General features: G+C 60.9%; 24 protein-coding genes and 3 tRNA genes. 17 read left to right on the top strand and 10 right to left on the bottom strand.

Annotated features, from left to right (window positions below; translation table 11 throughout):
- The first annotated feature begins 8 nt into the window (after nucleotides 1-8).
- From grcA2 to CACC_RS09355, 4 genes are read left to right on the top strand one after another with little or no spacing between them, the layout of a single operon-like run.
- On the top strand, nucleotides 9-260 hold the full coding sequence (gene grcA2 / locus CACC_RS11635) for an autonomous glycyl radical cofactor GrcA2 (protein ID WP_005284503.1): 252 nt from the start codon (nucleotides 9-11) through the stop codon (nucleotides 258-260).
- Nucleotides 261-262: 2 nt separating this feature from the next.
- A complete protein-coding gene (gene pflA, locus CACC_RS09365) occupies nucleotides 263-1,132 on the top strand; it encodes a pyruvate formate-lyase-activating protein (protein WP_005277788.1) in 870 nt (289 codons plus the stop codon).
- Nucleotides 1,133-1,143: 11 nt separating this feature from the next.
- Complete coding sequence (locus tag CACC_RS09360) at nucleotides 1,144-2,385, top strand: alpha/beta fold hydrolase (protein WP_005277791.1); 1,242 nt, start codon at nucleotides 1,144-1,146, stop codon at nucleotides 2,383-2,385.
- Between the two features lie 56 nt (nucleotides 2,386-2,441).
- Nucleotides 2,442-3,347, top strand: a complete 906-nt coding sequence (locus CACC_RS09355; RefSeq protein ID WP_005277794.1) for an SPFH domain-containing protein — start codon at nucleotides 2,442-2,444, stop codon at nucleotides 3,345-3,347.
- 4 nt (nucleotides 3,348-3,351) lie between these two features.
- Here the strand turns inward: CACC_RS09355 and CACC_RS09350 are convergent, their stop codons facing one another.
- A complete protein-coding gene (locus CACC_RS09350) occupies nucleotides 3,352-4,746 on the bottom strand; it encodes a peptide MFS transporter (protein ID WP_005277796.1) in 1,395 nt (464 codons plus the stop codon).
- Between the two features lie 41 nt (nucleotides 4,747-4,787).
- Here CACC_RS09350 and CACC_RS09345 point away from each other — a divergent pair, with 41 nt between their 5' ends.
- The gene (locus CACC_RS09345) at nucleotides 4,788-6,062 is read left to right on the top strand and encodes an adenosylmethionine--8-amino-7-oxononanoate transaminase (protein ID WP_005277798.1); all 1,275 of its coding nucleotides are present in this window, start codon (nucleotides 4,788-4,790) and stop codon (nucleotides 6,060-6,062) included.
- Nucleotides 6,059-6,733 carry a dethiobiotin synthase gene (gene bioD / locus CACC_RS09340; protein WP_005277803.1) on the top strand — a complete coding sequence of 225 codons (675 nt, stop codon included), beginning with the start codon at nucleotides 6,059-6,061 and terminating at the stop codon, nucleotides 6,731-6,733. Before CACC_RS09345 ends, bioD begins: the two co-directional genes overlap by 4 nt.
- A 21-nt stretch (nucleotides 6,734-6,754) precedes the next feature.
- Here bioD and CACC_RS09335 read toward each other — a convergent pair whose 3' ends face one another.
- The 3 genes from CACC_RS09335 to bcp all read right to left on the bottom strand — a co-directional run bounded on the left by CACC_RS09335 (nucleotide 6,755) and on the right by bcp (nucleotide 8,915).
- A complete protein-coding gene (locus CACC_RS09335) occupies nucleotides 6,755-7,741 on the bottom strand; it encodes an HNH endonuclease signature motif containing protein (protein ID WP_005277806.1) in 987 nt (328 codons plus the stop codon).
- 84 nt (nucleotides 7,742-7,825) lie between these two features.
- A complete protein-coding gene (locus tag CACC_RS09330; protein WP_005277809.1) occupies nucleotides 7,826-8,443 on the bottom strand; it encodes a TetR/AcrR family transcriptional regulator in 618 nt (205 codons plus the stop codon).
- A gap of 4 nt (nucleotides 8,444-8,447) precedes the next feature.
- The gene (gene bcp / locus CACC_RS09325; RefSeq protein ID WP_023023676.1) at nucleotides 8,448-8,915 is read right to left on the bottom strand and encodes a thioredoxin-dependent thiol peroxidase; all 468 of its coding nucleotides are present in this window, start codon (nucleotides 8,913-8,915) and stop codon (nucleotides 8,448-8,450) included.
- Nucleotides 8,916-9,012: 97 nt separating this feature from the next.
- Between bcp and CACC_RS09320 the strand changes: the two genes are divergently transcribed.
- The 5 genes from CACC_RS09320 (at nucleotide 9,013) to CACC_RS09300 (ending at nucleotide 13,693) form a co-directional block, all read left to right on the top strand.
- A complete protein-coding gene (locus CACC_RS09320) occupies nucleotides 9,013-9,291 on the top strand; it encodes a DUF3618 domain-containing protein (RefSeq protein ID WP_005277817.1) in 279 nt (92 codons plus the stop codon).
- Between the two features lie 58 nt (nucleotides 9,292-9,349).
- On the top strand, nucleotides 9,350-10,627 hold the full coding sequence (locus CACC_RS09315; RefSeq protein WP_005277820.1) for a glutaminase: 1,278 nt from the start codon (nucleotides 9,350-9,352) through the stop codon (nucleotides 10,625-10,627).
- A gap of 83 nt (nucleotides 10,628-10,710) precedes the next feature.
- Entirely contained in the window at nucleotides 10,711-11,880 is a 1,170-nt protein-coding gene (locus CACC_RS09310) for an ABC transporter substrate-binding protein (protein WP_005277823.1), read from the top strand.
- A complete protein-coding gene (locus CACC_RS09305; RefSeq protein WP_005277826.1) occupies nucleotides 11,880-12,935 on the top strand; it encodes a FecCD family ABC transporter permease in 1,056 nt (351 codons plus the stop codon). The genes CACC_RS09310 and CACC_RS09305 overlap by 1 nt, the downstream gene beginning before the upstream one ends.
- On the top strand, nucleotides 12,926-13,693 hold the full coding sequence (locus tag CACC_RS09300) for an ABC transporter ATP-binding protein (protein WP_005277829.1): 768 nt from the start codon (nucleotides 12,926-12,928) through the stop codon (nucleotides 13,691-13,693). Before CACC_RS09305 ends, CACC_RS09300 begins: the two co-directional genes overlap by 10 nt.
- Before the next feature lie 104 nt (nucleotides 13,694-13,797).
- On the opposite strand, the gene CACC_RS09295 is transcribed toward CACC_RS09300, so the two are convergent.
- Nucleotides 13,798-13,870, bottom strand: a tRNA-Lys gene (locus tag CACC_RS09295).
- Nucleotides 13,871-14,079: 209 nt separating this feature from the next.
- On the opposite strand from CACC_RS09295, the gene CACC_RS09290 reads away from it, so the two are divergent.
- Together CACC_RS09290 and CACC_RS09285 are read left to right on the top strand one after the other, a co-directional pair.
- Nucleotides 14,080-15,285: a L,D-transpeptidase gene (locus CACC_RS09290; RefSeq protein WP_005277831.1), complete on the top strand. Its 1,206-nt coding sequence runs from the start codon at nucleotides 14,080-14,082 to the stop codon at nucleotides 15,283-15,285.
- A 20-nt stretch (nucleotides 15,286-15,305) separates the two neighbouring features.
- On the top strand, nucleotides 15,306-16,250 hold the full coding sequence (locus CACC_RS09285) for an MsnO8 family LLM class oxidoreductase (protein WP_005277834.1): 945 nt from the start codon (nucleotides 15,306-15,308) through the stop codon (nucleotides 16,248-16,250).
- A gap of 28 nt (nucleotides 16,251-16,278) precedes the next feature.
- Here the strand turns inward: CACC_RS09285 and CACC_RS09280 are convergent.
- Both CACC_RS09280 and orn read right to left on the bottom strand, forming a co-directional pair.
- Nucleotides 16,279-16,354, bottom strand: a tRNA-His gene (locus CACC_RS09280).
- 49 nt (nucleotides 16,355-16,403) lie between these two features.
- The gene (gene orn, locus CACC_RS09275) at nucleotides 16,404-17,045 is read right to left on the bottom strand and encodes an oligoribonuclease (RefSeq protein WP_005277836.1); all 642 of its coding nucleotides are present in this window, start codon (nucleotides 17,043-17,045) and stop codon (nucleotides 16,404-16,406) included.
- Nucleotides 17,046-17,206: 161 nt separating this feature from the next.
- Here orn and CACC_RS09270 point away from each other — a divergent pair, with 161 nt between their 5' ends.
- Nucleotides 17,207-18,751, top strand: a complete 1,545-nt coding sequence (locus CACC_RS09270) for an alanine/glycine:cation symporter family protein (RefSeq protein WP_005277839.1) — start codon at nucleotides 17,207-17,209, stop codon at nucleotides 18,749-18,751.
- Here CACC_RS09270 and cmrA read toward each other — a convergent pair.
- The 3 genes from cmrA to CACC_RS09255 all read right to left on the bottom strand — a co-directional run bounded on the left by cmrA (nucleotide 18,748) and on the right by CACC_RS09255 (nucleotide 21,281).
- Nucleotides 18,748-19,548, bottom strand: a complete 801-nt coding sequence (cmrA, locus tag CACC_RS09265) for a mycolate reductase (protein ID WP_035108396.1) — start codon at nucleotides 19,546-19,548, stop codon at nucleotides 18,748-18,750. The two genes, CACC_RS09270 and cmrA, sit on opposite strands and share 4 nt — an antisense overlap.
- 695 nt (nucleotides 19,549-20,243) lie before the next feature.
- Nucleotides 20,244-20,317 (bottom strand) — tRNA-Arg (locus CACC_RS09260).
- A gap of 40 nt (nucleotides 20,318-20,357) precedes the next feature.
- A complete protein-coding gene (locus CACC_RS09255) occupies nucleotides 20,358-21,281 on the bottom strand; it encodes a LysR family transcriptional regulator (RefSeq protein WP_034654201.1) in 924 nt (307 codons plus the stop codon).
- A 66-nt stretch (nucleotides 21,282-21,347) separates the two neighbouring features.
- Between CACC_RS09255 and CACC_RS09250 the strand changes: the two genes are divergently transcribed.
- From CACC_RS09250 to ettA, 3 genes are all read left to right on the top strand, one after another.
- A complete protein-coding gene (locus tag CACC_RS09250) occupies nucleotides 21,348-23,399 on the top strand; it encodes a bifunctional copper resistance protein CopD/cytochrome c oxidase assembly protein (RefSeq protein ID WP_035108398.1) in 2,052 nt (683 codons plus the stop codon).
- A 192-nt stretch (nucleotides 23,400-23,591) separates the two neighbouring features.
- Nucleotides 23,592-24,188 (top strand): single-stranded DNA-binding protein, encoded by a 597-nt coding sequence (locus CACC_RS09245; RefSeq protein ID WP_035108400.1) that lies wholly within the window; start codon nucleotides 23,592-23,594, stop codon nucleotides 24,186-24,188.
- A gap of 110 nt (nucleotides 24,189-24,298) precedes the next feature.
- Nucleotides 24,299-25,969: an energy-dependent translational throttle protein EttA gene (ettA, locus tag CACC_RS09240; protein WP_005277855.1), complete on the top strand. Its 1,671-nt coding sequence runs from the start codon at nucleotides 24,299-24,301 to the stop codon at nucleotides 25,967-25,969.
- Nucleotides 25,970-25,977: the final 8 nt, after the last annotated feature.

Raw genomic sequence — 25,977 nt, 5'->3', positions numbered from 1 at the left:
GAACCATCATGGCAACCCCAACCTATGCAGAACGCCTTTCAGACATGAAGGCCAGCCGCGACGAGCACAAGATGAACTCTGGCCTGTACCACGCCAACATCAACGTGCTGGACAAGTCCACGCTGGAAGATGCCGTCGAGCACCCAGAGAAGTACCCGAACCTCACCGTTCGCGTCTCTGGCTACGCGGTCAACTTTGTCAAGCTCACAAAGGAGCAGCAGCTTGACGTCATTTCCCGCACCTTCCACCAGGGTTCATAATCATGGCTGATGGCATTACTGGTGTGGTCACCCTGTCGCCGGAATCCGGCGAGCGCGTTCGCGGTGTTGCCGCGGGCCTGGGAACCGACCACGAACTCGATGAGATTACCCGCCCCGAGCTCATGGAGGCGCGCCGCACCGGCGATATCGCCCTCGTGCACTCTTGGGAGCTGGTAACCGCCGTCGACGGCCCGGGCACCCGCATGACCATGTTCATGTCCGGCTGCCCCCTGCGCTGCCAGTATTGCCATAACCCGGACACCATGGAGATGAAGACCGGCACCTTGGAGCGGGTCGACGATGTGGTCAAACGCATCAAGCGCTACAAGCCCATCTTCCAGGCCTCCGGTGGTGGCCTGACCATCTCCGGTGGTGAGCCCCTCTTCCAGATTGCGTTTACCCGCCGCGTGCTTAAGGAGGTCCACGACGCCGGCATCCACACCACCATCGATACCTCAGGCTTCTTAGGCTCGCGCCTGCGCGATGAGGACCTGGACAATATCGATCTTGTGCTGCTGGACGTGAAGTCGGGCGACGAGGAAACCTATCAGCGCGTAACGAGGCGCCAGCTGCAGCCCACGCTCGATTTTGGTGACCGCCTCAACGCGATAGGCAAGCCGGTGTGGATTCGCTTCGTCGTCGTGCCGGGCCTGACGGATTCGGCCGAGAACGTCGAAAACGTCGCCTCCATTGTGGCGCGGTGGAAGTCCAATGTGGAGCGCGTCGAGGTCTTGCCCTTCCACAATATGGGCAAGGACAAGTGGGAGGGGCTCGATATGACCTACCACTTGGCAGATACCAAGCCGCCGAAACCGGAGGACGTGGAAAAAGTCCGCGACGTTTTCCGCGCAAAGGGCCTGGAGGTCTACTAACCTGGGTGGGCATGACTCACTACCGCCGCTTCGGCCACGATATTATTGAACACACCCTTGAAGTCCCGTGGGATTATGACAATCCGCGCGGGACTTTTGATCTCTATGCCCGTGAAATCATCCCGCCAGGAGGCGAGGACCTGCCGGCGCTTTTGTACCTGCAGGGCGGCCCGGGTTTTCCGGCCCCGCGGCCGGTCAAGCCGACGGGGCTTATCGGCAAGGCGCTCGAGCGCTATCGCGTCATCCTCCTCGATCAGCGCGGCACGGGGCGCTCGCACCGCATCGATAGGCTAAGCCCCGCAGAAGAGCGCAGCGCTGAACACCTGGCCTTGCTACGCCAGGACAATATCGTGCGCGATGCCGAGCGCCTGCGCGAGCATCTGGGGCTGGAGACTTGGTCCCTGTTCGGCCAGTCCTTCGGCGGCTTTTGCATCACCGCGTACCTGTCCCAAGCTCCAGAGTCGGTCAAGCACGCGTTTTTCACCGGCGGTATCCCCACGCTGCAGGGCGCAGATCACCTCTACCGCGCGACCTTTAGCAAGCTCAAGGCCCGCCAGGAGCGCTTCTACCGCGAATTCCCCTGGGTGCAGCGCCGCATCGAGGAAATCATCGACCACCTCGATAATTCCGACGAGCGCCTGCACACCGGCGAGCGGCTGTCCTCGCTGCGTTTTCGCACCATTGGCACCGATTTGGGGCGGGGCACCGGCTTCGACGGCCTGGCCTACCTCCTGGAAGAGCCCTTCCGCACCGTGCGGGGAGAGAAGGCGCTGCGGGATGATTTCCTGTGGGGCATCGGCGAGCGCGTGAGCTTTGCGGAGGCCCCGCTTTATGCGGCGATCCACGAGTCCATTTATGCCGGCAGCGGCGGGCAGGCGTCGACGCAGTGGTCGGCACACCGCGTGCGCGAGGAGTTCCCGGAGTTTGCCGAGTCCGGCACCTGGCTGACCGGCGAGCATATTTTCCCGTGGCAGTTCGACGAGGACCCGGCGCTGCAGGCCTTCAAGGAGGGCGCGCACGGCTTGGCGGAGCGGGAATTTACTGCGCCTTATGCGCTTGCCGATGCCCCCACCACCGCCGCCGCCGCCATCTACCTCGACGATATCTTCGTTCCCCTGGAAGAATCCTTGGCCACCGCCGCGCACTTGGGCGATCTGCGCCCGTGGGTGACGAATGAGTACCAGCACAATGGCATCGGCGAGAACGGCGCGGAGGTGATGGGCAAGCTTTTCGCGCTTATCGATGACCACTAGCGAACGCTTTCCGCCTGTGCGAAAATTAATTTCACACACATAGTTAGGGAGAGGAAATGCTTAGCTTAATCATCATCGGCGTCATCATCTTGCTGATTCTCGGCACCGTATTCGATGGGTACTACATCGTGCGTACCCGCGAGGCGGCCATCTTGGAACGGTTGGGTAAATTCCAGACGGTCGCCCACGCGGGCTTGCACTTCAAAATGCCCTGGATCGACCGCGTGCGCGATAAGATTTCGCTGCAGGTGCGCCAGCTGGACGTGATGGTAGAAACCAAGACGAAGGATAATGTCTTCGTCCAAATTCCGGTCGCGGTGCAGTACGAGGTCGTAGAGGGCCGCGAGCGCGAGGCCTTTTATATGCTGTCCAACCACGAGCAGCAGATCGTGGCCTATGTGCAAGATAATGTGCGCTCGTCGGTGGCGAATATGGGCTTGGATGAGTCCTTTTCCTCCAAGGACACCATCGCGCAGAACGTGGCGGCCTCGCTGCGGGATAATATGGCCGAATACGGCTGGAACTTCGTCAATACGCTGGTAACCGATATCCGCCCGGATTCCCGCGTGCGCGAGTCCATGAACTCCATTAACGCGGCGCAGCGCGAGCGCGAGGCGGCCATCGCCCAGGCGGAGGCGGAAAAAATCCGCGTGGTCAAAGAAGCCGAGGGTGCCGCGGAGGCAAAGAAGCTACAGGGTAGGGGCGTTGCCGAGCAGCGCAAGGAGATTGTAGAGGGCATCGCCCAGCAATACGAGCTACTGCGCGATGCCGGGGTCCAGGAATCCCCCGAGGTCCTCATGCTGGTATCGCAGTACCTCGATGCGATGGTCGATGTCTCGAATAACGGCCAAGCCTCCGTGCTCTACATGCCGTCCAATCCGCAGGGCATGGGCGACCTATTCAGCGGCATGCGCGACGTGCTGATGGCCGACCGCGCGCTCGACGAGTCCGCCGGGCGATAGGAGCCTACCTGCGCCGCAGGAGGAGCACCAGCCCCAGGATGACGGGGACGCCGCCCATGATGAGAAGGTAGGTCGTTTCGGCGGATGCCGAGGTGGGATCGTATAGCTGCGACATCGAACCGGCCAGCGAGGTGCCGATGGCCATGGTGAGGAAGTACAGCGCGGAAAAGCGGGTGGCATAGGCCCGCGGCGCGTGGGCGGCGGATGCGGCCATGCCCACTGGGCCGATGAAGAGCTCGCCGAGAGACATCAAAAAGATGGTGCCCGCTAGCACGAGGAACGGCGTGGAATTTTCCCCGCCGCCGACAAAGGGCAGCAGGAGGAACATGCCTGCACCGGCGAAGATGATGCCGCAGCCCATGAGCGCGCGCCGCGAGTTGGCCCAGCGCGTCATGCCCGCCGCCAACGGCAGCGAGAGCAGCAGGATAAATAGCGGGTTGAGTGATTGCGTCCAAGCCGGTGGGATCTCGACACCGCCGATGGATCGGTTGAGGCGCTGATCTGAGTAGACCGCGAGGACGCCGTAGATTTGCGGTTGCAAGGTCCAGTAGGCCGTCGAACAGGCGAAGAGTGGAATGAAATCCAGGATGCGGCGCCGTTTGTCCGCTGAGACCTGCGGGGATCGCAGCATGCTGGCAAAAAGCCCCGCCGCGGCCGCTACCGTGGCGATAAGAAGCAGCACAGTCAGTGTTCCCGGGGAGACGGTGATAGCGAGCAGCACGCCAGCCAGAAGCGCCGCCAGTGCGACCAGCCCCGCTTTGCCCGGGGCTTGGGTGGGGTTAGGTGGGCGAGACGGTACGTCTATCTTTTTCCGCAGCGCGACGTAGGTGGCACAGCCGCAGCACATGAGCACCGCTGCGGCGAAGAATCCGGCGTGGTAGCCGTATTCTTCGGCTAGCCAGCCCGTGAGCATGGGGCCAAAAAGCGCGCCGATATTGATGCCGAGGTAGAAAATCTGAAAGGCCCCGTCGCGCGCGCCGGCCTCGGCGGGGAAGGCGGTGCCCAGAATCGTTATCGCGGCGGTCTTGAGCAGCCCCGAGCCGAGCGCGAGCGGCAAGAGCCCGATGATGAGCCCAGCGGTGCCGGGGACGAGCGAGAGGGCAAAGTGCCCGCACACCAACAGCCCGGCGCCGGTAAGCAGGGTGCGCTCGGCGCCCAAGAGGCGGTCGCTGACCCAGCCGCCCACAAACGTGAAAAGATAGAGCAGGCTGCCGTACGCGCCGACGAGCGCGGTGGCCTGCGTTTGCTCCATGCCGAGCCCGCCGGAGGTGGAGTAGAGGTAGTACGCGAGGATGGCTTGCATGCCATAAAAGCTGAAGCGCTCCCACATTTCGATGCCCGCAACCGCCGGCAAAACCACGGGTACGCGGCGAATTGAACGCCGTTCAAGAACTTTCATAAAAAGGACTATAGCGGCCGAGAGTGTGTGCTAGATCTAATTTGGTGGATATTTCTACTAACGACATAGCGACAATCGATGCCCACCACATCTGGCACCCCTACGCCGAGCCCGGCGCGCCCACGCGCGTCGTGGAGTCGGCCGCGGGCGTCCACCTCACGCTTGCCGATGGCACCCAGCTCATCGACGCCATGTCCTCCTGGTGGGCCGCCGCCCACGGGCACAGCCACCCGCGGCTTACCGCGGCCGCCAAGGAGCAGGTCGATCGCATGAGCCACGTGATGTTCGGCGGGCTCACGCACGAGCCGGCGGCGCGGCTGACGGCCAATCTTATGGAGCTTACGCGCCACGACTTCGCGCAGGTCTTTTATGCGGACTCGGGATCGGTTTCGGTGGAGGTAGCAATCAAGATGGCCCTGCAATATCAGCAGGGGATTGGCCACCCGGAGCGCACCAAGATGCTGACCTGGCGCTCGGGTTATCACGGCGATACTTTCGCCGCGATGAGCGTGTGTGATCCCGATGGCGGCATGCACTCGATGTGGACCGGCACCCTGGCGCAGCAGATTTTCGCCCCGGCACCGCCCACGCGCGGGGCGAGCGAGAAGATGCGCGCGGATTACCTGCGGGAGTTGGAAGGCTGCATTACGAACGAGGTCGCGGCCTTGATCATCGAGCCCGTCGTCCAAGGCGCCGGCGGCATGCGTTTCCACGATCACGAGTTGGTGCGCGGGGCGCGCGAAATCTGCGACCGCCATGGAATCGTGCTGATCGCGGATGAAATCGCCACGGGGTTTGGGCGCACCGGGGACCTCTTTACCACCCAGGCGGCGGGAGTGGTGCCAGATATCATGTGCGTGGGCAAGGCGATGACCGGTGGTTTCATGACGATGGCCGCCACGCTTGCCACCGCCCGGGTAGCCGAGGGTATGCACCCCCGCGCGCTTATGCACGGACCGACCTTTATGGCTAACCCGTTGGCTTGCGCGGTATCTGCCGAGGCGACCTCCATGATCCTGGAGGGAACGTGGCGGGGGCAGGTTGCGGGCATCGAGAAGCAGCTGCGCGCCGGGCTTTCCGGGCTAGAGGACGAGCCGGGCGTGGCGGACGTGCGGGTGCTGGGCGCTATCGGCGTGGTGGAGATGGAGCGTGACGTCGATATGGCAGGCGCCACGGATGCGGCGGTGGACCAGGGTGTGTGGCTGCGCCCGTTCGGCCGCCTCATCTACACCATGCCACCGTTTATCAGCACCGAGGACGAGGTCGCGCAGATTTGCCGCGGGGTGCGCGCTGCAGTAGCAGGAGGAAGGCGATGATTATCTTTGTCACTGGCACCAATACCGACGTGGGAAAAACGGTGGCCACGGCGGCGCTCGCCAGTGCCTTTGCCCAGAGCGGGTGCGAGGTTGTCTATGCCAAGCCCCTGCAGACCGGCGAGCCGGACAAGAGCGGCGACGCGGCGACGGTGCGGGACCTGGCCGGGGTCGAGGTCACGGAGATGGCGCGCTTTCCCGAACCGCTAGCACCGAACCTCTCGGCGCGCCGGGCGGGCATGACGCCGCCGAGCAAAGAGGAACTCCGGGACTGGATCGCAGGGTTGGACGCACCAGGCCGTGTGGTGCTGGTGGAAGGCGCCGGCGGTCTGCTGGTGCGTTTGGCAGACGACTACACGCTTGCCGATGTCGCCACCAACCTCCTCATCGTCACCTCCCTCGGCCTCGGCAGCCTCAACGCCGCCGAGCTCACCGTCCGCGAGGCGCAGCGGCGCGGGATTAACGTGATGGGGCTTATCGGCGGCAGTTTGCCCGCGAGGCCGGATCTGGCGACGCGGCTGAACGTGGACGAGCTGCCGGCGGTCACGGGCTGCCGGTTGTGGGGCAGAGTGCCAGAGGGGGCCGGAGCGCTGGGCCGGGAAGACTTCGCCCGGATGGCCAGAGAGCTCTTTCCCGGTGATGTGTGCGCGCAGTTGCTTGCGCACGCCGAGTAGCGCTACCTCGATGAGGCAGCGCTAGCGGACCCAGCGGACCTTGCCGTTTACCCGGGCAAGGCGGCCGCGCAGGGGAGGGGCATTGGGATCGTCTTGGTTCACCCCGTTGTGGTATGGGCAACACACCGTGAGGTTATCCGCGTTGGTCATCCCGCCGTGCTTCCACGCCTGCAGGTGATGGATCTGAGACTTATCCGCCGGGTGATTGCACGGCGGCCACGGGCAGGTGGGGTTTTCGGCGGCGGCCATCAGCCGCTGTTTTTCCGAGGCGAAGCGCGAGGTCCGATACAGGTTGACCGGGCCCTTCACCGGGTGGATTAGCGTGGCTAGCCCGTGCTCGCTGAAGGTGCGCTCTACGAGCTGCGCGCCGGTGATGGTAGAGCCGTTGGTGAGGCGAAGCGTGACCTCGTCGCCATCGCCTTCCAGTATTTGATCCAGCGCGTTGAGCGGGATAATCACGTTCGTCGTGGTCTGTACCGTGGCAGCGCCCTCGCTGCGGAGGAGTTCGCGGAAGGATGCGAGTGGGTTTTCGGGGTCGAGGGCGGAATCGAGATCCGCGAGGAAGGACGAGGGCGCGGTAATGCGCATCGTCCACGGTCCTTCCGGGCGGCGCAGGAGTTGTACGCCCTCGCGCGGCGGCCGGCGGCGCGGGCGCCATTCGCGCAGGCGCTTTTTAGCAAGCCGGGCGATCTCAGAAGCCGGTCCGTGCTGCCGGCACAGCTCTACACGCAGGTTCCACGCGGCGCGCTTGGTGGCCGCGCGGGTGGCGTACTTCTCGATGAGCTTGAGCGTCACCAAATCGTGGTGGCGCGCGCCTGCGGCGGCAAGGCGCTGCTTGCGGCTAAAGGAAGTGGTGCCGAAATAAACCTCCGCTAGGGCAAGCAGCTCGCGGGCCTCGACATCCGGTAGGCCGAGCTCAACGAGGTCGCTTTCAGGCATGCCGTGGGCCTCGGCGAGGATATCCATCGCCGAGGAAATCTGGGTGGCATAGGCCTGCAGTGCGTTCATGCCTGCAAATCTAGGCGCGCGCTACCACCGCGCCAATCGGGGGCGGCGCCGGCCTGTGGATAACTTGTATAAACGTCTACAAAATTATCCCGCGGCCACCGCAAAAAGATACGAAATCAGCATGCGCTTTAGCTCCATGACCACGGAATCGAACTTGTCTGGATCGCCCGAAATGGCGTAATTGAGCAGCGAAACTACGGTGTGGATAAGGAAGCGCGCCAGCTCAATGCGTTGCGCATCGCTGTGCTCGGTGGCCAGCGGGCGAAGGATCTCGGAGAGTGGCTCCAAGAGCTGCAGCTCGGTATCGGCGGCTGTGGCCCGCGTCGCCGGGGTGGATTGGATGGCGTGCCAAACAGCGCGCCGGGAAGGGTCCTCGCGCCACATCCGCGCGAGGTGGTCGATGAATTCATCCAAGACATCCGGCCACTGCGGGGCTGGAACGAGGCGCGAAAAGCGCTCGATTTCGGCCAGGCTGGTGGCGGTATCTTGCCGGTCGAGCTCGCAGATGAGCACGTATTTATTGGCAAAGAACTGATACAGCGTGCCGATGGGAACCTCGGCGCGGTGGGCGACTTCATCGAAGGTGAAGGATTCGAAGCCGACATCGACAAGCACGGCGCGCGCCGCCTGCACAATGCGCTCAAAGCGCTCCCGGCTGCGCGCCTGCGCTGGCCGACGCCGCGGGACGAGGATTTCCTCCACCGGCTTACTCGAGGCCCTTCATCACGCGCGCGACGTGCCCAGTGGCCTTCACGTTGTAGTGGGTCTGGCCGATGGTGCCATCCGGCTCCACGAGGAAGGTGGAACGGATAACGCCTTGGACCACCTTGCCGTAGTTCTTCTTCTCCCCGAAGGCGCCATACGCGGTCATGACGGACTTATCTGGATCAGAAAGCAGCGGGAAGTTGAGATCGTGATCATCGCGGAACTTCGCCAGCGCCTCGGGCTTATCGGGGGAGATGCCTACCACCGCGATATTGAGGTCATTGAGTTCCGCTAAGGAATCGCGAAAATCGCAGGCCTCCTTGGTGCAGCCTGGGGTATTAGCGCGCGGGTAGAAGTACACCAGTACGCGCTGGCCTGCGTAATCGGAAAGGGACACGGTGTTGCCGGTGGCATCGGCAAGCGCAAAAGCGGGGGCAGTATCTCCTACGTTCAAACGAGTTTCAGTCATGGACCCCACTTTACGTGCTCCCCGGCCTGCGCGGGGGAGGCCCTGCACGGTAAGATAAGCTCGTTAAGAGCGAAACTTAAGCTAAGAGGAGAATTCCGTGGCACGCAATATTGAAGATATTCAACGCGATATCGAACGCACCCGGCGTCAGCTGGCTAGCACCCTGGATGAAATTGCGGATCGCAGCAAGCCGCAAAACCTCGTCGATGACGCCAAGAACGCCGCCACCGAAAAGTTGCAGGACCGCAACGTGCAGTTGGTGCTCGGTGGCGTCGGCGCGGCCGTTGCTGGGCTGATTGCCTATTCCGTGTTCCGCTCGCGCCGCCGCAAGAGCGACCTGAAGGAATTGCAGCGCTTGCTGTCTGAGCGCCACTAATTTTCCCTGCCTTACCCCCACGCGCGCCGTGGGGGCTTTTTTCGTATGCTAAGTTGCGATGAAAACTCCAATTCCTTTTTATTTGCAGGAAATTTTGACCCAGGTGCGAGGAAACCGCAGCGGCGCGGTGGCGGACTATATTCCCGAGCTCGCGAAGGCGGAACCGGACTACCTCGGCGTGGCCATCTGCACCACGACGGGGCACGTATATTCCGCTGGCGATGCAGAGGTGGAATTTACCTTGCAGTCCGTGTCGAAGCCCTTTGCGTATGCTCTAGCGCTGCAGGAGCTCGGCTTGGATGCGGTGCGTGAGATCGTTGGTATGGAGCCATCTGGCGAGGCCTTCAACGAACTTTCGCTGAACCGCTATGACCACCGGCCGGTGAACCCGATGATCAATGCGGGCGCGATTGCGGTAACGCAGCTGATTAACGGCGTGGATTCGGATCCGGCCGAGCGCGTGGAGCAGCTGCGCAGCTACTTTTCGCGGCTGGCGGGCCGCGAGTTGAAGATTGATGAAAAGGTGCGCGATTCCGAGCTGCAGGTCTCCGATAGGAACCTGTCTTTGGCGCATATGCTGCGCAATTACGACATCATCCAGGACGAGGCCCACGATGCGGTCTCGACCTACGTGGAGCAGTGTTCGATTAAGGTCACGGTGCGCGACCTCGCCGTGATGTCTGCCACCCTGGCCAATGGTGGCACGCAGCCGGTGACGGGGGAGAAGATCCTTGATGCCGATGTCTGCCGCCTGACGCTTTCTGTCATGAGCTCTGCGGGCATGTACGACGGCGCTGGGCGCTGGATGGCCGAGGTCGGAATCCCAGCGAAGTCCGGCGTTTCGGGCGGCCTGCTGGGTACCCTGCCCGGCCAATTGGGGGTGGCGACCTTCTCGCCGCGGCTCAATAAGGAGGGCAACTCCGTCCGCGGCGTGGATGCCTTGACCTTGCTCTCGAAGGATATGGGACTGCACTTGATGTCCACCGATGAGCGCTACGGCGTGCACCCGGTGCGCAGGATGGAAACCGAGGACGACCTCACGGTGATCTTCCTGCAGGGGCTTATCAATTTCAACGCAGCGGAGACCATCTTGCATCAGCTCACCGAATGCGAATTCGGCGAGGGCACGGTGGTACTGGAACTATCCCATATCACCGGATCCAACCGGATGGGCCGGCGCATGCTGAAGGAAGGCCTCCGGCGTATCCGCGAGGCCGGCTTCGATATCGCCATCGTGGATCCGGACGGCGAATTGGAAGATCGCACCATGGCGGACGGCACCGAGGTGCCCAAGGGAGAGCCGGAAGATTACGCAATTGCCGAGGAAGCAGTTTAGGTTTGAGCCACCTTACTTGGTTAGGTTAGGATAAGTTCGCCCTTATCCTCGTATCGAGGATTCCGATCGACCAAGGACTCAAAATGGCATATAGATTCCCCAAGGTAATCGCCGTAGTGGCGGCCTCCGCCGCTGCATTGGCAGGCTGCAGCGCCGCCGAAGAAACTACCAACAACAGCAGCGGCAGCGACGATGCTGCCCTGTCCTTCACCGACCTCGCGGGCCGCGATGTAGAACTCGACAAGGCCCCCGAGCGCGTCTTGTTGGGCGAGGGCCGCTCCATTTTCGCCACCGGCATTCTCAACACTGAAGACCCGCTGGATAAAGTCGTGGGCATCGGATCCGATCTGAAGAAAAACGTGCCGGACTACTACAACGTCTTGGAAGAAAAGCTGCCCAAGGTCACTGAACTGCCGGAAGTTGGTGCTATCTCCAAGGGCGATGTCACCGTGGAAAACCTGGTGAGCCTGGACCCAGACCTCATCGTATTGTCCAAGGACCAGTATGACGCTTCGCAAGAGGCGGGCTTGACCGAAAAGATGGACCAGGCGGGCCTTAAGTACGCCGTGACCGATTTCCGCGCCAAGCCGCTGGAAAACACCACCAAGTCCATGGAAATCTTCGGTGAGATCTTCGGCAAAGAAGAGCGCGCCGAGGAATTCAACAAAGAGTGGCAAAAGACCGTGGACCTGGTCAAGGAGCGCGCGGACAAGGTAAAGGATAAGCCCAAGACCTTCGTCTGGCGCGCGGCCGGAGTCATGGACTGCTGTGGCTCCTGGAATAACTCCAATATCGCGCAGCTGGTCAACGAGGCCGGCGGTGAAAACGTGGCCGATGGCATCATCCCAGGCGAGGTCGGTGCCGTGACCCCAGAAAAGGTCCTCGAGGCGGACCCGGACATGGTGATTGCGACCGGCGGCGACTGGTCCGAGAAGAAGGACGATGAGGGCAACCCCGTCGGCTACGCCGCGGTGGGCTATGGCATCGGCGAAGATGAGGCAGAGGCAAGCATCGCTAAGCTGCCGAGCAACCAGCCAGGCTTTGAGAACCTGCGTGCGGTCAAGGAGCACAAGCTGCATGGCATGTGGCACCAGTTCTACAACTCGCCGTTCAACTACCTAGCGCTGCTGCAGATTGCGAAGTGGATCAACCCGGAGGCGTATGAGGATATGGACGTCGACAAGGAGTGGATGCAAGCGCAAGAAAAGTACTCGCCGGTTGCTGGCGAGGGAACCTTCTTTAGCACGAATTAATGGTAAGCGGGGAGGTAGCTGCCCTTACGCAGCAACACAAAAAGCTCACCTGGCAGCGCATTAGCATCGTCGCGGGCCTGTGCCTCATCGCGGCGGTGGCGTTTGTGGTCAGCAACTTCGTCGGCGCCATCGACATCAGCCCCGGCGAGGTCATCAGGGGCATTGTGAATCCCTCGAGCCTGGATGACCAGACGCATACGGTGCTGTGGAAGCTGCGCTTGCCGATGGCCGTCATGGCCCTGCTCATCGGCGTCAGCCTCTCGCTGGCCGGCGCGGAGATGCAGACCATCTTGAATAACCCGCTGGCGGAGCCATTTACCCTCGGCATTTCCGCCGCGGCGGCCTTCGGTGGCGCTAGCTCCATCGTGCTGAAGTGGCAGCTGTTAACCCAGCCGCAATTCAACTTGGCGTTGGTGGCGTGGCTGTCGGCGGCGGTGGCGACGGCGATCATCGTCGTGGCGGCCATCATCCGCGGCGCGAAGGCAGAAACCATGGTGCTGCTGGGCATTGGTTTGGTCTTTTTCTTCCAGGCCATGCTCGCGCTCATCCAATACCAGTCTTCGGCCGAGGCGCTGCAGCAGATCGTCTTTTGGTCCATGGGTTCGCTCACGCGCGCCAACTGGGTTGCCAACGGCGTGCTTGCGGGCGTGCTGCTGGTTGCCCTGCCCATTTTGTGGGCGCTGTCGTGGCGGCTTACGGCCTTGCGGCTTGGCGATGCCCGCGCTGCCGCCATGGGCATTAATACCGCCCGGCTGCGCGTGGTGGTGCTCATCGTGGTCTCCCTCGTGGCGGCAACGACGGTGGCCTTCGCCGGCATCATCGGCTTTATCGGTCTGGTAGGTCCGCACATCGCCCGCATGCTGGTGGGCGAGGACCAGCGCTATTTCGTGCCCGCCTCCATGGCCGCAGGTGCGGCCGTGATGTGCGCGGCTCACGCGGCGAGCCTGATGATTAAGCCTGGTCTGGCCATCCCGATCGGCATTGTGACCTCGCTTTTGGGCGTGCCGTTCTTTATCGCCATCGTGATGACTCGAAGGAGGGCGCTGTGGACGTAGAACTTACCCTGCGCGGTATAAGCGCGGCCTACGGCAAGCGCACCGTGCTCGAAGCGGTCGACGTGGATACGCTGGAAGGCGGCCAGTTGGTTGGCCTCTTAGGTCCCAACGCGTCCGGCAAGACCACGCTGATCAAGTCCCTTGCCGGCGTGCACCGCGGGTACAAGGGCGAGGTGGATTTTCTGGTGGATGGCGAAAGCCCGCGGGGCAAGCGCCGCCGCCAACTCATCGGCTACGTCCCGCAGGACCTGCCCAGCACCGCGGCGCTGCGGGCGTTTGAGACGGTGCTTATCGCGGCGCGTCGGGAAGCATGCGAGGATCCCATCACCCGCAGCGCCGAGGTGCTGCACGCGATGGGGCTGGATGCCATTGCCTCGCGCTACCTCAACGAGCTATCTGGCGGCCAGCGCCAGCTCGTGGCCGTGGCGCAGATGCTGGTGGGCAACCCGGGCCTGATGCTCTTGGACGAGCCGACGTCCGCGCTCGACCTGCATCGCCAGTTCTTCGTCCTCGAGGAGGTGCGCGAGAAGGCTAGGCGGGAAGGCAGCCTAGGGCTGGTGGCCATTCACGACATCAACCTGGCCGCGCGCATGTGTGACCAGCTGGTGGTGCTTAAATCGGGCCATATCCGCGCCCAGGGCGCGCCTGGAGACGTGCTCACGTGCGAGCTGGTGGAAAACGTCTATGGGGTAGAGGCAGACATCGTGGAGCACCGCGGTGTTCCCGTCGTCGCGCCCCAGCGCGTGAATAAGCAGTAAAACAAGCAAAGGCCGAGCGAGATGCTCGGCCTTTTTGCTAGCTTTGAAAGCGAACTTTGAAAACGAAAAAATCGCGAGGCATATACCTCGCGATTTCGCTGTTGTGCGCCATCAGGGAATCGAACCCCGAACCCACTGATTAAGAGTCAGTTGCTCTGCCAATTGAGCTAATGGCGCAGTGTTGACGTCCTGCCGTGCGGCTCTCTGTGCAACGAGTAGAAACTTTAGCACCCCGGTTGAAAAACTGTAAAATCGCCTGGTCATAGCGTGTTTTCGGGGGAGTATAACAGTTTGGACAATGGTGCGCTTGTTTCTGGTATTTGGGGTGGCAAGGCGATAATCTGGATTGGTCTTGAAAGAACTACTGTGTTTCTAAGGTCTACTTAGTGATTAACTCCCTCTCTAATTCCCGCCGCATTGCTGCTGCGAGCATTGCGTGCATTTCCCTGGTAGTAGCCTCGTGCTCCGTTGATTCCGCCGCCGAAAACCGCCCGGAGGAGCAGGAAACTACCTCGAGCTCAGCAGAGAAATCTGAGCAGAAAGAAAAGTCGAAGCTTTCGGCTTCCGTGAAGGATGGGGCAGAAGACGTCGATCCTTCCAAGCCCGTCACCGTGGAATCCACCACCGAGCTCAAGAGCGTGACTATGACCAATGAGCTGGGCGTGGAAGTAGAAGAAAAGCTCTCTGAGGACGGTAAGAAGTGGACTACGGCCGAGGATCTTGGCTATAACCACACCTATTCCATCGTCGCCTCCGATAAGGACGGCAATAAGAAGAACCTGAGCTTTTCTACGTCTCAGGCGGTGGGCGTCGCCCAGGTGGCGATGACGCCTATCCCGGGCTCCGAGGTGGGCGTGGGCCAGGTCATCGGCGTCAATTTCGGTACCTATATCACCGACCGCAAGGCGGCAGAGGACACGATTACGGTCAAGACCAACCCAGAGGTGGAAGGCGCGTTCTACTGGGTGAATAACCAAGAGGTGCGCTGGCGCCCCAAGGAGTATTGGGAGCCTGGCACCAAGGTCGAGGTCAAGGTCGATCAGTACGGCAAGGATCTCGGCGGCGGAATCTACGGCGGGGAAAATACGGGGACGGATTTCACCATTGGGGATCGCACCGTCGCGCTGGTGGATAACGCCACCAAGACCATGAAGGTCTACAAGAATAAGGAGCTCCTGCGCACCATTCCGGTATCGCTGGGCCGCGATTACCAATACGACACCCCGAACGGGCGCTATGTCATTGGCGATCAACACCAGTCGCTCTTGATGGATTCTGAGACCTTCGGGTTGCCGCACGATGCGGGCGGGTACAGCACCGAGGTGGACTGGGCTACCCAGATGTCTTATTCCGGCATCTACGTGCACTCTGCGCCGTGGTCCGTGTGGGCGCAGGGTAACTCCAATACCTCCCACGGCTGCATCAACGTCACGCCAGAGGCTGCGCAGTGGTTCCAGAACACCGTCAAGCGCGGCGATATCGTCCGAGTATTCAATACTTACGGCGAGACGCTCAATCCCATGGACGGCTTGGGCGACTGGAATATGTCCTGGGAGGAATGGTCCAAGGGCAACGCGGACGCTAATCAATAATCCGCACAACCTTTAGGCGCATGGCTACAGTGGTGGCCATGCGCTTTTCTATTTTGGACCGCGGGGCGGCGGGCAGACTCGATGGGGTAGCCGAGCATGCGCAGCATGTGGAGCGGCTGGGGTTTCATAGGTTTTTCCTCGCTGAGCACCACGGCGTGCCGGGCATCCCAGCGGGCCAGCCGGGCATGTTGGCCGCGCACGTAGCGGCGCGCACGCAGCGCATTCGCGTGGGCACCGCAGGCATCATGGTGCTCAACCACCCGCCGTTTCTTGTCGCGGAACAAATCAACCTTCTGGAGGCGCTGTACCCGGGCAGGATCGATATTGGGTTGGGCTCCTCGGTGGGCTTTACGGCGCCGGTGCGCAAGGCCCTGCGCCAGGGCGATCCGCTGGAGCTCAAGCCGCAGTTCGAGAACGAGGTCGAGACCCTGCTGCGCTACCTGCGCGGCGAGGAGGCGGTCACGGTGCGGCCCGAGTACGCGGGCACGCCCCTCTATATCCTCGCCGGCTTCCGGTCGGTTACGGTGGCCGCGCGGCTGGGATTGGGCGTCATCCTGGGCGGGCCCGTAGAGATGCAGGAAAAGGCGGCGCGGCTCTACCGCGAGCACGCGCTTGCCGATGCCCCACCTATCATCTCCTCCCTCAATATCGCCGTCGCCGATACCGCGGACCAAGCGCGCGACCTTTTGCTGCCTGAGTCCTATGCAAAGGTCATGGCCCAGTCCACCGGGGAATTCGCGCCGCTTCGCCCGGCCCGCGAATTGGACCTGGAGGGGCTAACGAGCCAGCAACAGCGCCGTATCGACGAGTCCCTGAGCCACGACGTCTGGGGGACGGTGGGGGAAGTGGGGGAGGAACTAAGGGGCATCGGCAAGCGGCTGGGCGTCGATGAGTTCCTGATTACCGGAGACATGCCGGATCTCGCGGGGAGGGCCCGCTCGGAGGAAATGGTGGTGGAGATATAAAAAATCCCGAGCGCGGGGCTCGGGAGTTTGGGGTGGCTGACGGGACTCGAACCCGCGACAACCAGGATCACAACCTGGTGCTCTACCAGCTGAACTACAGCCACCATCGTTGCGCGAAAGCAACGAGATATAGGTTAACTCACGCCGCGTAAATTACAAAAACGCCTGGTAATCGGCGGTGGTTTCGGCCTTGAGGGTCTCGGCTTCGGTAGAAGTTGGGCCCTCATCGGTGCGAAAGACGCTGCGGCGATAGAAATCCAGCTCGCGGATGGACTCGATGATGTCTTGCAGTGCGCGGTGGGCCATGCCCTTATCAGGCTGGTTGTAGTAGGCCCGCGGGTGCCAGCGCCGGGCGAGCTCCTTGATGGTGGAGACGTCGATCATGCGGTAGTGCAGCGCCTCATCCAGCCGCGGCATGTAGGCGCGGATGAAGGTGCGGTCGGTGGCGATGGAATTGCCGGCCAGGGGAGCGGGGTGCTCGCAGTGCTCGTTGATGAGCGCCAGCACCGCGTCCTCGGCCTCGCGGATGGTGGTGGCGGACTGGCGGATTTCCTTATCGAGGCCGGAGTTCGCGTGCATCTCGGTGACGAAGGAATCCATCTGGGATAGTTCCTCTTCGGTGGCGTGGACGACGAGATCGATGCCCTTGCCAAGGATGTTGAGGTTGCCATCCGTGATGACGGCGGCTACCTCGACGATGACGTGGCGCTCTGGGTCGAGGCCGGTCATTTCCAGGTCGATCCACACGAGGCGATCATATTTTGCGGCGATTTCGGGAGAAGACATGCGTTCCATTCTAACCCCGGCCGGCCGGGCCCTCCGCGCGCCCCGATCCGCACCTCGCAAAGCAAAAAGAAAAATTTACCTATCGTTTTACCGACACGGGGGAGTGATTTACGGCATACTTTCTATATCGTGCTTCACAAGGGAGGTGCGAATGACTAAGGAGTTTCTCGATGGCAAATTTTCTCGATGCCCTCAATTCCATAATTTGGTCGCCCGCCCTCGTGTTTTTGTGCTTGGGTGCGGGTGTTTATTTCACCGTGGTAACGCGGGGCCTGCAGGTCCGCTGCCTTCCGGATATGCTGCGGCAAATTTCTAAGGGCGAAAAATCCGATGACGGTGTTTCTTCCTTCCAATCGCTGATGGTCTCGCTATCTGGCCGTGTGGGCGTGGGTAATATCGCCGGCGTGTCCACGGCCATTGCTTTCGGTGGCCCGGGTGCGGTGTTCTGGATGTGGGCGGTGGCGCTTTTGGGCTCGTCCACCTCTTTCATTGAGTGCACCCTGGCGCAGATTTATAAAGAAAAGGACCAGGACACCGGCGAGTACCGCGGTGGCCCGGCTTACTACATCGAAAAAGCGTATAAGCACACCAAGGCCGCGCCGTTCATGATGGTCTATGGCATCCTCTTTGCCATCGCCATGATTTTGGCCACCAGCTACTTCCTGCCGGGCATTCAGGCCAATGCTGTGGCCGCAGCGGCCGATACCGCGTGGGGTATTAACTCCACCTGGGCCGCGGTGGTCCTGGCCGGCATTTTGGCCATCATCATTATCGGTGGTGTCAAGCGCATCGCTAACTTCGCCACCCTGGTCGTGCCGTTTATGGCCGTGATCTACATCGGCATCTCCATCGTCGTGATGCTCATCAACTACTCGCAGATCCCAGAGGTCTTTGGCCTTATCTTTAAGTCTGCCTTCAACCTCGAGGCCGGGTTCTCCGGCATGCTGGGTGTGGCCATCATGTGGGGCGTCAAGCGCGGTATTTACTCCAACGAGGCTGGCCAGGGTACCGGCCCGCAGTCCGCTGCCGCCGCGGAGGTCTCCCACCCGGCTAAGCAGGGTTTCGTGCAGTCCTTCGCCGTGTACATCGACACCCTCTTCGTGTGCTCCGCAACGGCGTTCATGATCATCTCCACGGATATGTACACCGTCTTCCGCGGCGAATCCGAGGACGGCGAGGTTGTCTACCAGGGCTCGCTTCCCGATGACGTCGCGGTCGGCCCCGGCTTCGTCCAATCCGGCCTCGATAGCGTCTTTGCCGGCTGGGGCCCGACGTTTATCGCCGTGTCCATTGCCTTCTTCGCCTTTACCACCGTGCTGGCGTACTACTACATGTCCGAGGTCAACCTGACCTACTTCAACCGTTGGGTCAAGTCTCGCCCGATTCGCCGCGGCCTGGTGTGGGCGCTGCGCATCCTGATTATCGTCTCGGTCATCGTGGGTGCTACCACGACTCCGGGCTCGGCCTGGGCGCTGGGCGATATCGGCGTGGGCACCACCGCATGGCTAAATATCATCGCCATCCTCTTCCTGCAGGTGCCGGCGCTGAAGGTCCTGAAGGACTACGAGAAGCAAAAGAAGGCGGGCAAGGATCCGGAATTCGACCCAGAAGCGGTGGGCATCAAGAACGCCGATTTCTGGGTGGACCGCAAAAACGCCCGCGCGGCGGCACAAGCCGCCAGCAAGCAAGCCGCCGGCGAGAATGCGGAAAGCTAGCCCATCTGGGAATAAAACCGCCCAATGAGCGGCGCGATGACTGGGGTCGGCAGCACCTTGCTGACCACGTTCATCGCCTTTGACAAGGGGCCAGGGACCACGCGTCGCTGGCCTTTTTGCATGGCCGCGATGGTCTCTTTGGAGCAGGACTCGTAGGTGGTCCACAGCGCATCGGGCACGACCTTATCCACGATGGTCTGGTCCTCTTCGGCGATGGTCGCTTCGCGCACCGGACCAGGAGCTAGCAGGGTACAGCTGATGCCAGAGCCCTTGAGCTCATAGTGCAGCGCCTCCGTAAACGCATTCACCCCGGCCTTGGTAAAGACGTAGGTCGCATTATTGGGGATGGGGATATTGCCGGCCGTTGAGCCCACATTGCAGATGGCGCCCGCACGCCGCGGGAGCATGTGCTCCAGCGCGGCGCGGGTCAGGCGGTGCACGGCGGTGCCATTTAAGGCGAATTGGGAGGTCTCGTAGCCCCAGTCCTGGTCCATGAAGGGCCCGAAGCTGGCGATGCCGGCGGAATTGACCAGGATGGAGACTTCCTTGGAGGAGATGGCGTCAATGACTACCTCGACCCCTTCATCGGTGGCCAAATCCGCGGGCAGGGCACTGGCCTCAATGTGGTGGCGGCGCTCAAGTTCTGCGGCTATGTCTTTCAGGATTTCGCCGCGCCGGGCAACGAGGATGACGTTATAGCCCATCGCCGCGAAATCGTGGGCCATCGCCTTGCCGATGCCCTGACTAGCGCCCGTAACCAGGGCATAGGAGGTACGAGATGGTGCCGGAAGTGACATGTCGAGCCTTTCGAAGGTGGCCAAGTACTGAAAGACCCAGCGTAGACAAAAAGCCGGCATGCTGCGAAAAAGTCTCGAGGCATCACAGGCATATAGAGCTTCGAGGGGCCTCCTAATAGGCCATCAGGCGGCCATTCAGCTCCCCGTGACTGCTACGCTCCGGAGAAATATCGGGAGTGTGACTGGCGGAGGTTTTCCTCACTCGCGCTAGCAACCGCCACAATTTCCATATCCGGGTCATTATTGGATCGGTCTAAACGCAATCGTTCACGCGTAGCTGCGGAGAGTGAATCGAACTTTTCACATCGGACAGTGCCCTTTTTGCGATGGTATTCAATCAAGAATGCTGGCATGGAGCTTGTCACTTTCCTTTCTGTGCGATATCTGACCGTACTTTAACTAATTCCGAAAGTCTATCTTCGAGTATGCCAAAAGCACGGCTCCTCAGCTGACGAATTTGCCGAGGTCAAGCCCGGGGTCAAGTCCGGTGGGCAAATCCTAGAGTGCTTCAGATGATATTTGGACACTCGAGCGTAACCATTACGAAGGACAGATACGGTCATCTTTATCCGGAAGATTTAAGCGCGTTCACTTCCGGTTGCGATACGTTATTTTCAAAGGATTGTGCCCATTGTGTGCCCAAAGGCCACTTTCTTCGCGGTGTTAATCCGTCAGAAAGTGGCCTTGAGCTGCGGTGCCCCCAGCAGGACTCGAACCCGCGACACATGGGGTAGAAACCCACTGCTCTAATCCGCTGAGCTATGGGGGCTGGACAGCACACTCATATTAGCCCACAGCCACGGCGATTCCTAAGCCAGGGGGCGGGCGGAATCGTGCGAGCGCAAAATGTCGACCAATTCTTGGGCGGCCGGGGTAAGTTCGCGGTCGGAGCGATAGGCCAAGATGGCATGGAAGCGCGGAAGATCCTCTTTGACCGTTAGTTTAGCGATGCCCTGCGGATGCAGCGCGGGGGCGCACCGGGGCATGAAGCTGATGCCAAAGCCACTGGAAATCATCGGGATGGCGGCATGCAGCGATGCGACGTCTTGAATGTGATCCGGCTTGTAGGAGGGGTGGTTCTCCCACAGGTCATCGTAAAGCTCCGCCATGCCTGGAAGCTCGCGGCAGTGGGGAGGCACCAGCCAGGTTTCCTCGCGCAAGTCCTGCAAGGAGACAGGGGAAGGAAGGTCTGCCATGGCCTCTGGCACCGCGAGGGAGTAGTCGAATTCGGCGACGTCGTGGATGGTGAGCTCGGGAGAGTAGCGGCGGATGAAGGCTTTGGGGTCGGACGTCGGCAAGAGCGCGAGGTCCACCTGGCCTTCCAAGAGCCGCTTGATAGCAGTGGCGGCGGTGGAATCATCCAGGCTGATGCGGGCTGAGGGGTGGATTTCGGTGAGCTCGGAGAGGACAGAAGGGGTAAATTCCCAGTTTAAGATGGGGCACGACGTCAGGGACACGGTATTGGCGTTATCGCCGGTGATTTCGCTGATGTGGCGTTGGGCATCGGCAAGCAGGGCATCGACCTTGAGGGCGGTGTCATAGACATAATCACCCGCCTCCGTGGTGGTTACGCCCGAGCGCCCGCGGGAGAGCAGCTGGGTATTGAGCTCCTTTTCCAATTTGCGGATGGAAAGGCTCAGGGAAGGCTGGGTCATTTCAAGGGCTGCGGCGGCATGGGTGAAGGACCCATTGTCTACAACGGCACGGAAATAAAGAAGTTGACGGGTGTCCATAGGCTCTATCATGGCACATCCGGGGGCAAAATATGCGTTCGCTTTGGATTAGGGTGGCCCTATAGAATGCGAGCTATGGTCAATACGCTGGTCAAAAGCACGCCGTCTGGAACGCAAAAACCCCGTCCTTCCTGGGGAATTTTTATTGCAGCAATGCTTTTTGCTGGCTTGGTCGCCGGGTTCATTTCCCTATTCTTATTGGCGGGTTCCTTGGCCGCCTTGGGCATTCCGGACCCAGGGCGGATTACCACCTTCGGCTTGCCGCTTTTCCGCGGTCTGGCGTGGCTGCTGATGGCGCTATCCGTGGGATCCTTTTTGGCCTCGTCGTTTCTCATCGCCCCGCGCGGGGACAACGATTCCCTCATCGAGGCGCCTTTATCGGTCGACGGCCATATCGCCGCCCGCACTGGCACGTGGTCGGCCTTCGGCGTTGCGGCCGTGGGGCTGGTAGAAATCCCGATGATCATGTCGGACCTGACCGGCACGCCATTTTTTAAGGTCTTCAACCTGACCATTTTGAAAATGGCCTTTACGGAGATTTCCTCCACCATCGTGTGGGGAATCGCGGTGCTTATCGCCCTTACCGTGGGAATTATTGGCAGCTTCAGCCGCACCTGGGCCATGCAGCCGGTCCTGCTTTTGCTGTCCATCCTGCAGGTGGTTCCCATCGGACTTGAGGGCCACTCCGCGACCGGCGGCGACCACGACTACGGCACGAACTCGCTGCTGTGGCACCTGGTATTTGTGATGCTGTGGGTGGGCGGCCTCATGGCGCTCATCGCGCACGGACGGCGCCTGGGCCCGAACCTCGCCTTCGCCGTCAAGCGCTATTCCGCCATCGCATTCATGGCCATCGTCGTGCTGGCCGTGTCTGGCCTGGTCAATACGCTCATCCGGATGGATATTTCGGACCTGCCGCAATCGCCCTACGGCATCATCCTGATCACCAAATTCGTGCTCACCATCCTGCTGGGCATTATGGGGCTTATCCACCGTGAACTCACCATTCCGCAGTTAGATAAAAACCCGCGGCTCTTTATCCGCATCGCCATCGTGGAGCTCGCGGTCATGGCGGGCACGATTGGCGTAGCCATCACCTTGGGGCGCACCGTGCCGCCGCCACCGCGGGATCCGAACTTGAGCTCCATGCAGATCCTCATGGGCTATAACCTGCATGAGGCGCCCACGGTATTCAATATCTGGACGATGTTCCGCTTTGACATCATGTTTGGCACGATTGGCCTGCTCTTGGCCGCGGCATATGGCTACTGCGTTTACCGCGTGCACAAGCGCGGATTGAGCTGGGACAAGGGGCGCACCGCGTGGTTTATGGTCGGTTCGCTGGGCCTTACGCTCGTCATGTCCACTGGCCTAGGCCTGTACATGCCAGCAATGTATTCCATCCACATGCTGGTGCACATGATTTTGTCCATGACCATTCCGCTGCTCATGGTGCTAGGCGCGCCCGTCACCTTGGTCATGGAGGCCTACGAACCGGGTCCGAAGGGCCAACCCAGCCCGCACGATTATGCCTTGGCGCTGACCCAATCTAAGTTCGTGCGGGTCATTACCAATCCCTTCGTGAACTTGGCGCAGTACCTCTTTTTCCTCTACGTGCTCTACCTTTTCCCGAGCCTGTACGAATTCGCCATTTCGGAGCACGCCGGCCACCTCATCATGAACTACGTGTTCCTCATTTCCGGCTACTTCTACTTCTGGGAGGTCATTGGCCCAGATCCCTTGCCTAGGCGCCATTCCACGCCTTTCCGGCTTGGCATGCTTTTTTTGTCGATGCCCTTTCACCTCTTCGCCGGCGTGTACCTGATGCAGCTGCAGACGGTGCTTGGCCTCGACTTCTATCAGTACCTCGAGCTGCCTTGGGATCAAGACTTGCTGCAGGACCAGCGCGTGGGCGGGGGCATCGCCTGGGGCTTTGGCCAATTCCCCTTGGTCATTGTCTTTGGCAAGCTCTTTTTGGATTGGCTGCGCGATGACCGCGCGACGGCGCGGCGCCACGATGTGCAGGCGGAGGCGGACGATGACGCTGAGCTCGCCCGCTATAACGCGATGCTGGAGGATATGAGCCACGGCGATGAAAGCGGGTTCCGCGGGCACTAATTTATTGCCCACCTGTGGATAACCCACCCGAAAGTGACCATCCTGGGGCCGTTTTGTTGAAGGGGACAACAAGTTATCCACAGTACTGGGCGGCATGGCATGGTGCTGGTTGCGCTGCGGCAGCAGGATGTGAAGGCGAGCGAGGGACATACCACTCGCGAACCCACAACCTAGTAAAGGAATTTCAGCACCATGTCTCAATATCCAGTGATGTTAACCGGCCGCCTTACCCAAGATCCCATCTTGACCAAGACCTCGACCGGCGCATATAAAACCAAGCTGCGCATCGCCTCCTCGCGGCGCGTGCCTGATCGCCCCGCCGATACCGGCACCGACGCGGAGAACCAACGCGGCCAGCAGCAGTGGCGCGATGTAGACCACCTCTTTATTGACGTGGAAATGTGGAACCAATTTGCCATCAACGTCAAGAAATCCCTGGCCAAGGGCATGCCGCTATTGGTCTGCGGCTCGATCGTCTCCGATCAGTGGCGCGATGATGAAGGCAAGGACCACTACCGCACCTTTATCAAGGCGCAGTATGTGGGCCTGGACCTAAACCGCCACGTCATCGGAGCAAAGCGCTTGGCGCCGCAATACAACCAGGAAAACATCGCCATCCCAGAGCTTGGCGAAAACGAAGTTGTGCCCGACGTGGATAACTCCGCGCCGGGAGATACCGCCGCCGATACAGCTGCAGACCGCATCCAAGCGGGAAATAGTGCGGCAGCCCAAGACGGCGAGGAAGTAGCAACGCAAGAGGAGGAGGCCGCCGAAACCGTGCATGCATAGCGCCAGCCATTCGCCTCGGGTTCGCCCGACCCGAGGCACCTAGGCGCGCATTCTGATGTAGTGTTTGTGTAGATAAATACGTCTCCCAAATTTTTGCAAAGGGGTAAAAAGTGGGCGAATTCATCTACACGATGAAAAACGTGCGCAAGGCAATTGGCGATAAGGTCATCCTTGATGATGTCACGATGGCGTTCTACCCGGGCGCCAAGATTGGTGTGGTCGGCCCCAACGGTGCCGGTAAGTCCTCCATTCTGAAGATCATGGCCGGCTTGGATCAGCCTTCCAATGGTGAGGCATTCCTCGACCCGGGCGCTACCGTGGGCATCCTGCAGCAGGAGCCGCCGCTGAATGAAGAAAAGACCGTGCGCGGCAACGTCGAGGAGGGCCTCGGCGATATCTTTGAAAAGAAGCAGCGCTTTGAGGAAATCGCCGAAGAAATGGCGACCAATTACAGCGATGAGCTCATGGCGGAAATGGGAAAGCTGCAAGAGGACTTGGACGCCGCCGATGCATGGGAGGTTGATTCCAAGATCGAGCAGGCGATGGAGGCATTGCGCTGCCCGCCTTCCGATGCCCCAGTGACCAACCTCTCCGGTGGTGAGCGCCGCCGCGTGGCTCTGGCTAAGCTCCTGTTGACGGAGCCAGACCTGCTGCTTTTGGACGAGCCCACCAACCACTTGGACGCCGAGTCCGTGGAGTGGCTGGAAAAGCACTTGGCGGATTACCCAGGTGCCGTCTTGGCCGTCACCCACGACCGCTACTTCCTGGACCACGTCGCGGGCTGGATCTGTGAGGTGGACCGCGGCAAGCTGTACCCGTACGAGGGCAACTACTCCACCTACCTGGATAAGAAGCAAGAGCGCCTCCAGGTTGCCGGCAAGAAGGACGCCAAGCTGCGCAAGCGCTTGAAGGACGAGCTGGAATGGGTACGCTCCGGTGCCAAGGCTCGCCAGGCCAAGAACAAGGCTCGTTTGGAGCGCTACGAAGAGATGGCTGCAGAGGCAGAGAAGTACAAGAAGCTGGACTTCGAGGAAATCCAGATTCCTACCCCGCCGCGCTTGGGCAATAAGGTCGTCGAGGCAAAGAACCTGGTCAAGGGCTTCGATGATCGCACCCTGATTAAGGACTTGTCCTTTACCCTGCCGCGCAACGGCATCGTCGGTGTCATCGGCCCGAACGGTGTGGGTAAGACGACGCTGTTCAAGACCATCGTCGGCTTGGAAGAGCCGGATGATGGCTCGGTTGAGGTCGGCGAGACCGTCAAGCTGTCCTACGTGGACCAGAACCGCGAGAATATCGACCCGGAGGCTACGGTGTGGGAGGTCGTCTCCGGCGGACTGGATTATATTCACGTTGGCCAAAACGAGATGCCATCGCGCGCGTACCTGTCCGCGTTCGGTTTCAAGGGCCCGGATCAGCAAAAGCCGTCGAAGGTGCTCTCCGGTGGTGAGCGCAACCGCCTGAACTTGGCGCTGACCTTGAAAGAGGGCGGCAACCTTATCCTTCTTGATGAGCCAACCAACGACTTGGACGTCGAAACCCTGGGTTCGCTAGAAAACGCCTTGGAGAAATTCCCTGGCTGCGCCGTTGTTATTTCCCATGACCGCTGGTTCTTGGACCGCACCTGTACCCATATTCTGGCGTGGGAAGGCAACGTTGCCGAGGGGCAATGGTTCTGGTTTGAGGGTAACTTTGGTGACTATGAGAAGAACAAGGTGGAGCGTCTGGGAGAAGACGCCGCCCGTCCTTCTCGCGTCACTCACCGCAAGCTCACCCGATAATCCTGAGG

Origin of the sequence: Corynebacterium accolens (assembly GCF_023520795.1) — a bacterium.
Classification (GTDB): Bacteria; Actinomycetota; Actinomycetes; order Mycobacteriales; family Mycobacteriaceae; genus Corynebacterium; species Corynebacterium accolens.
Note: the sequence above shows the minus strand (reverse complement) of the source record. Positions and strands in the feature narration are given on the sequence as shown.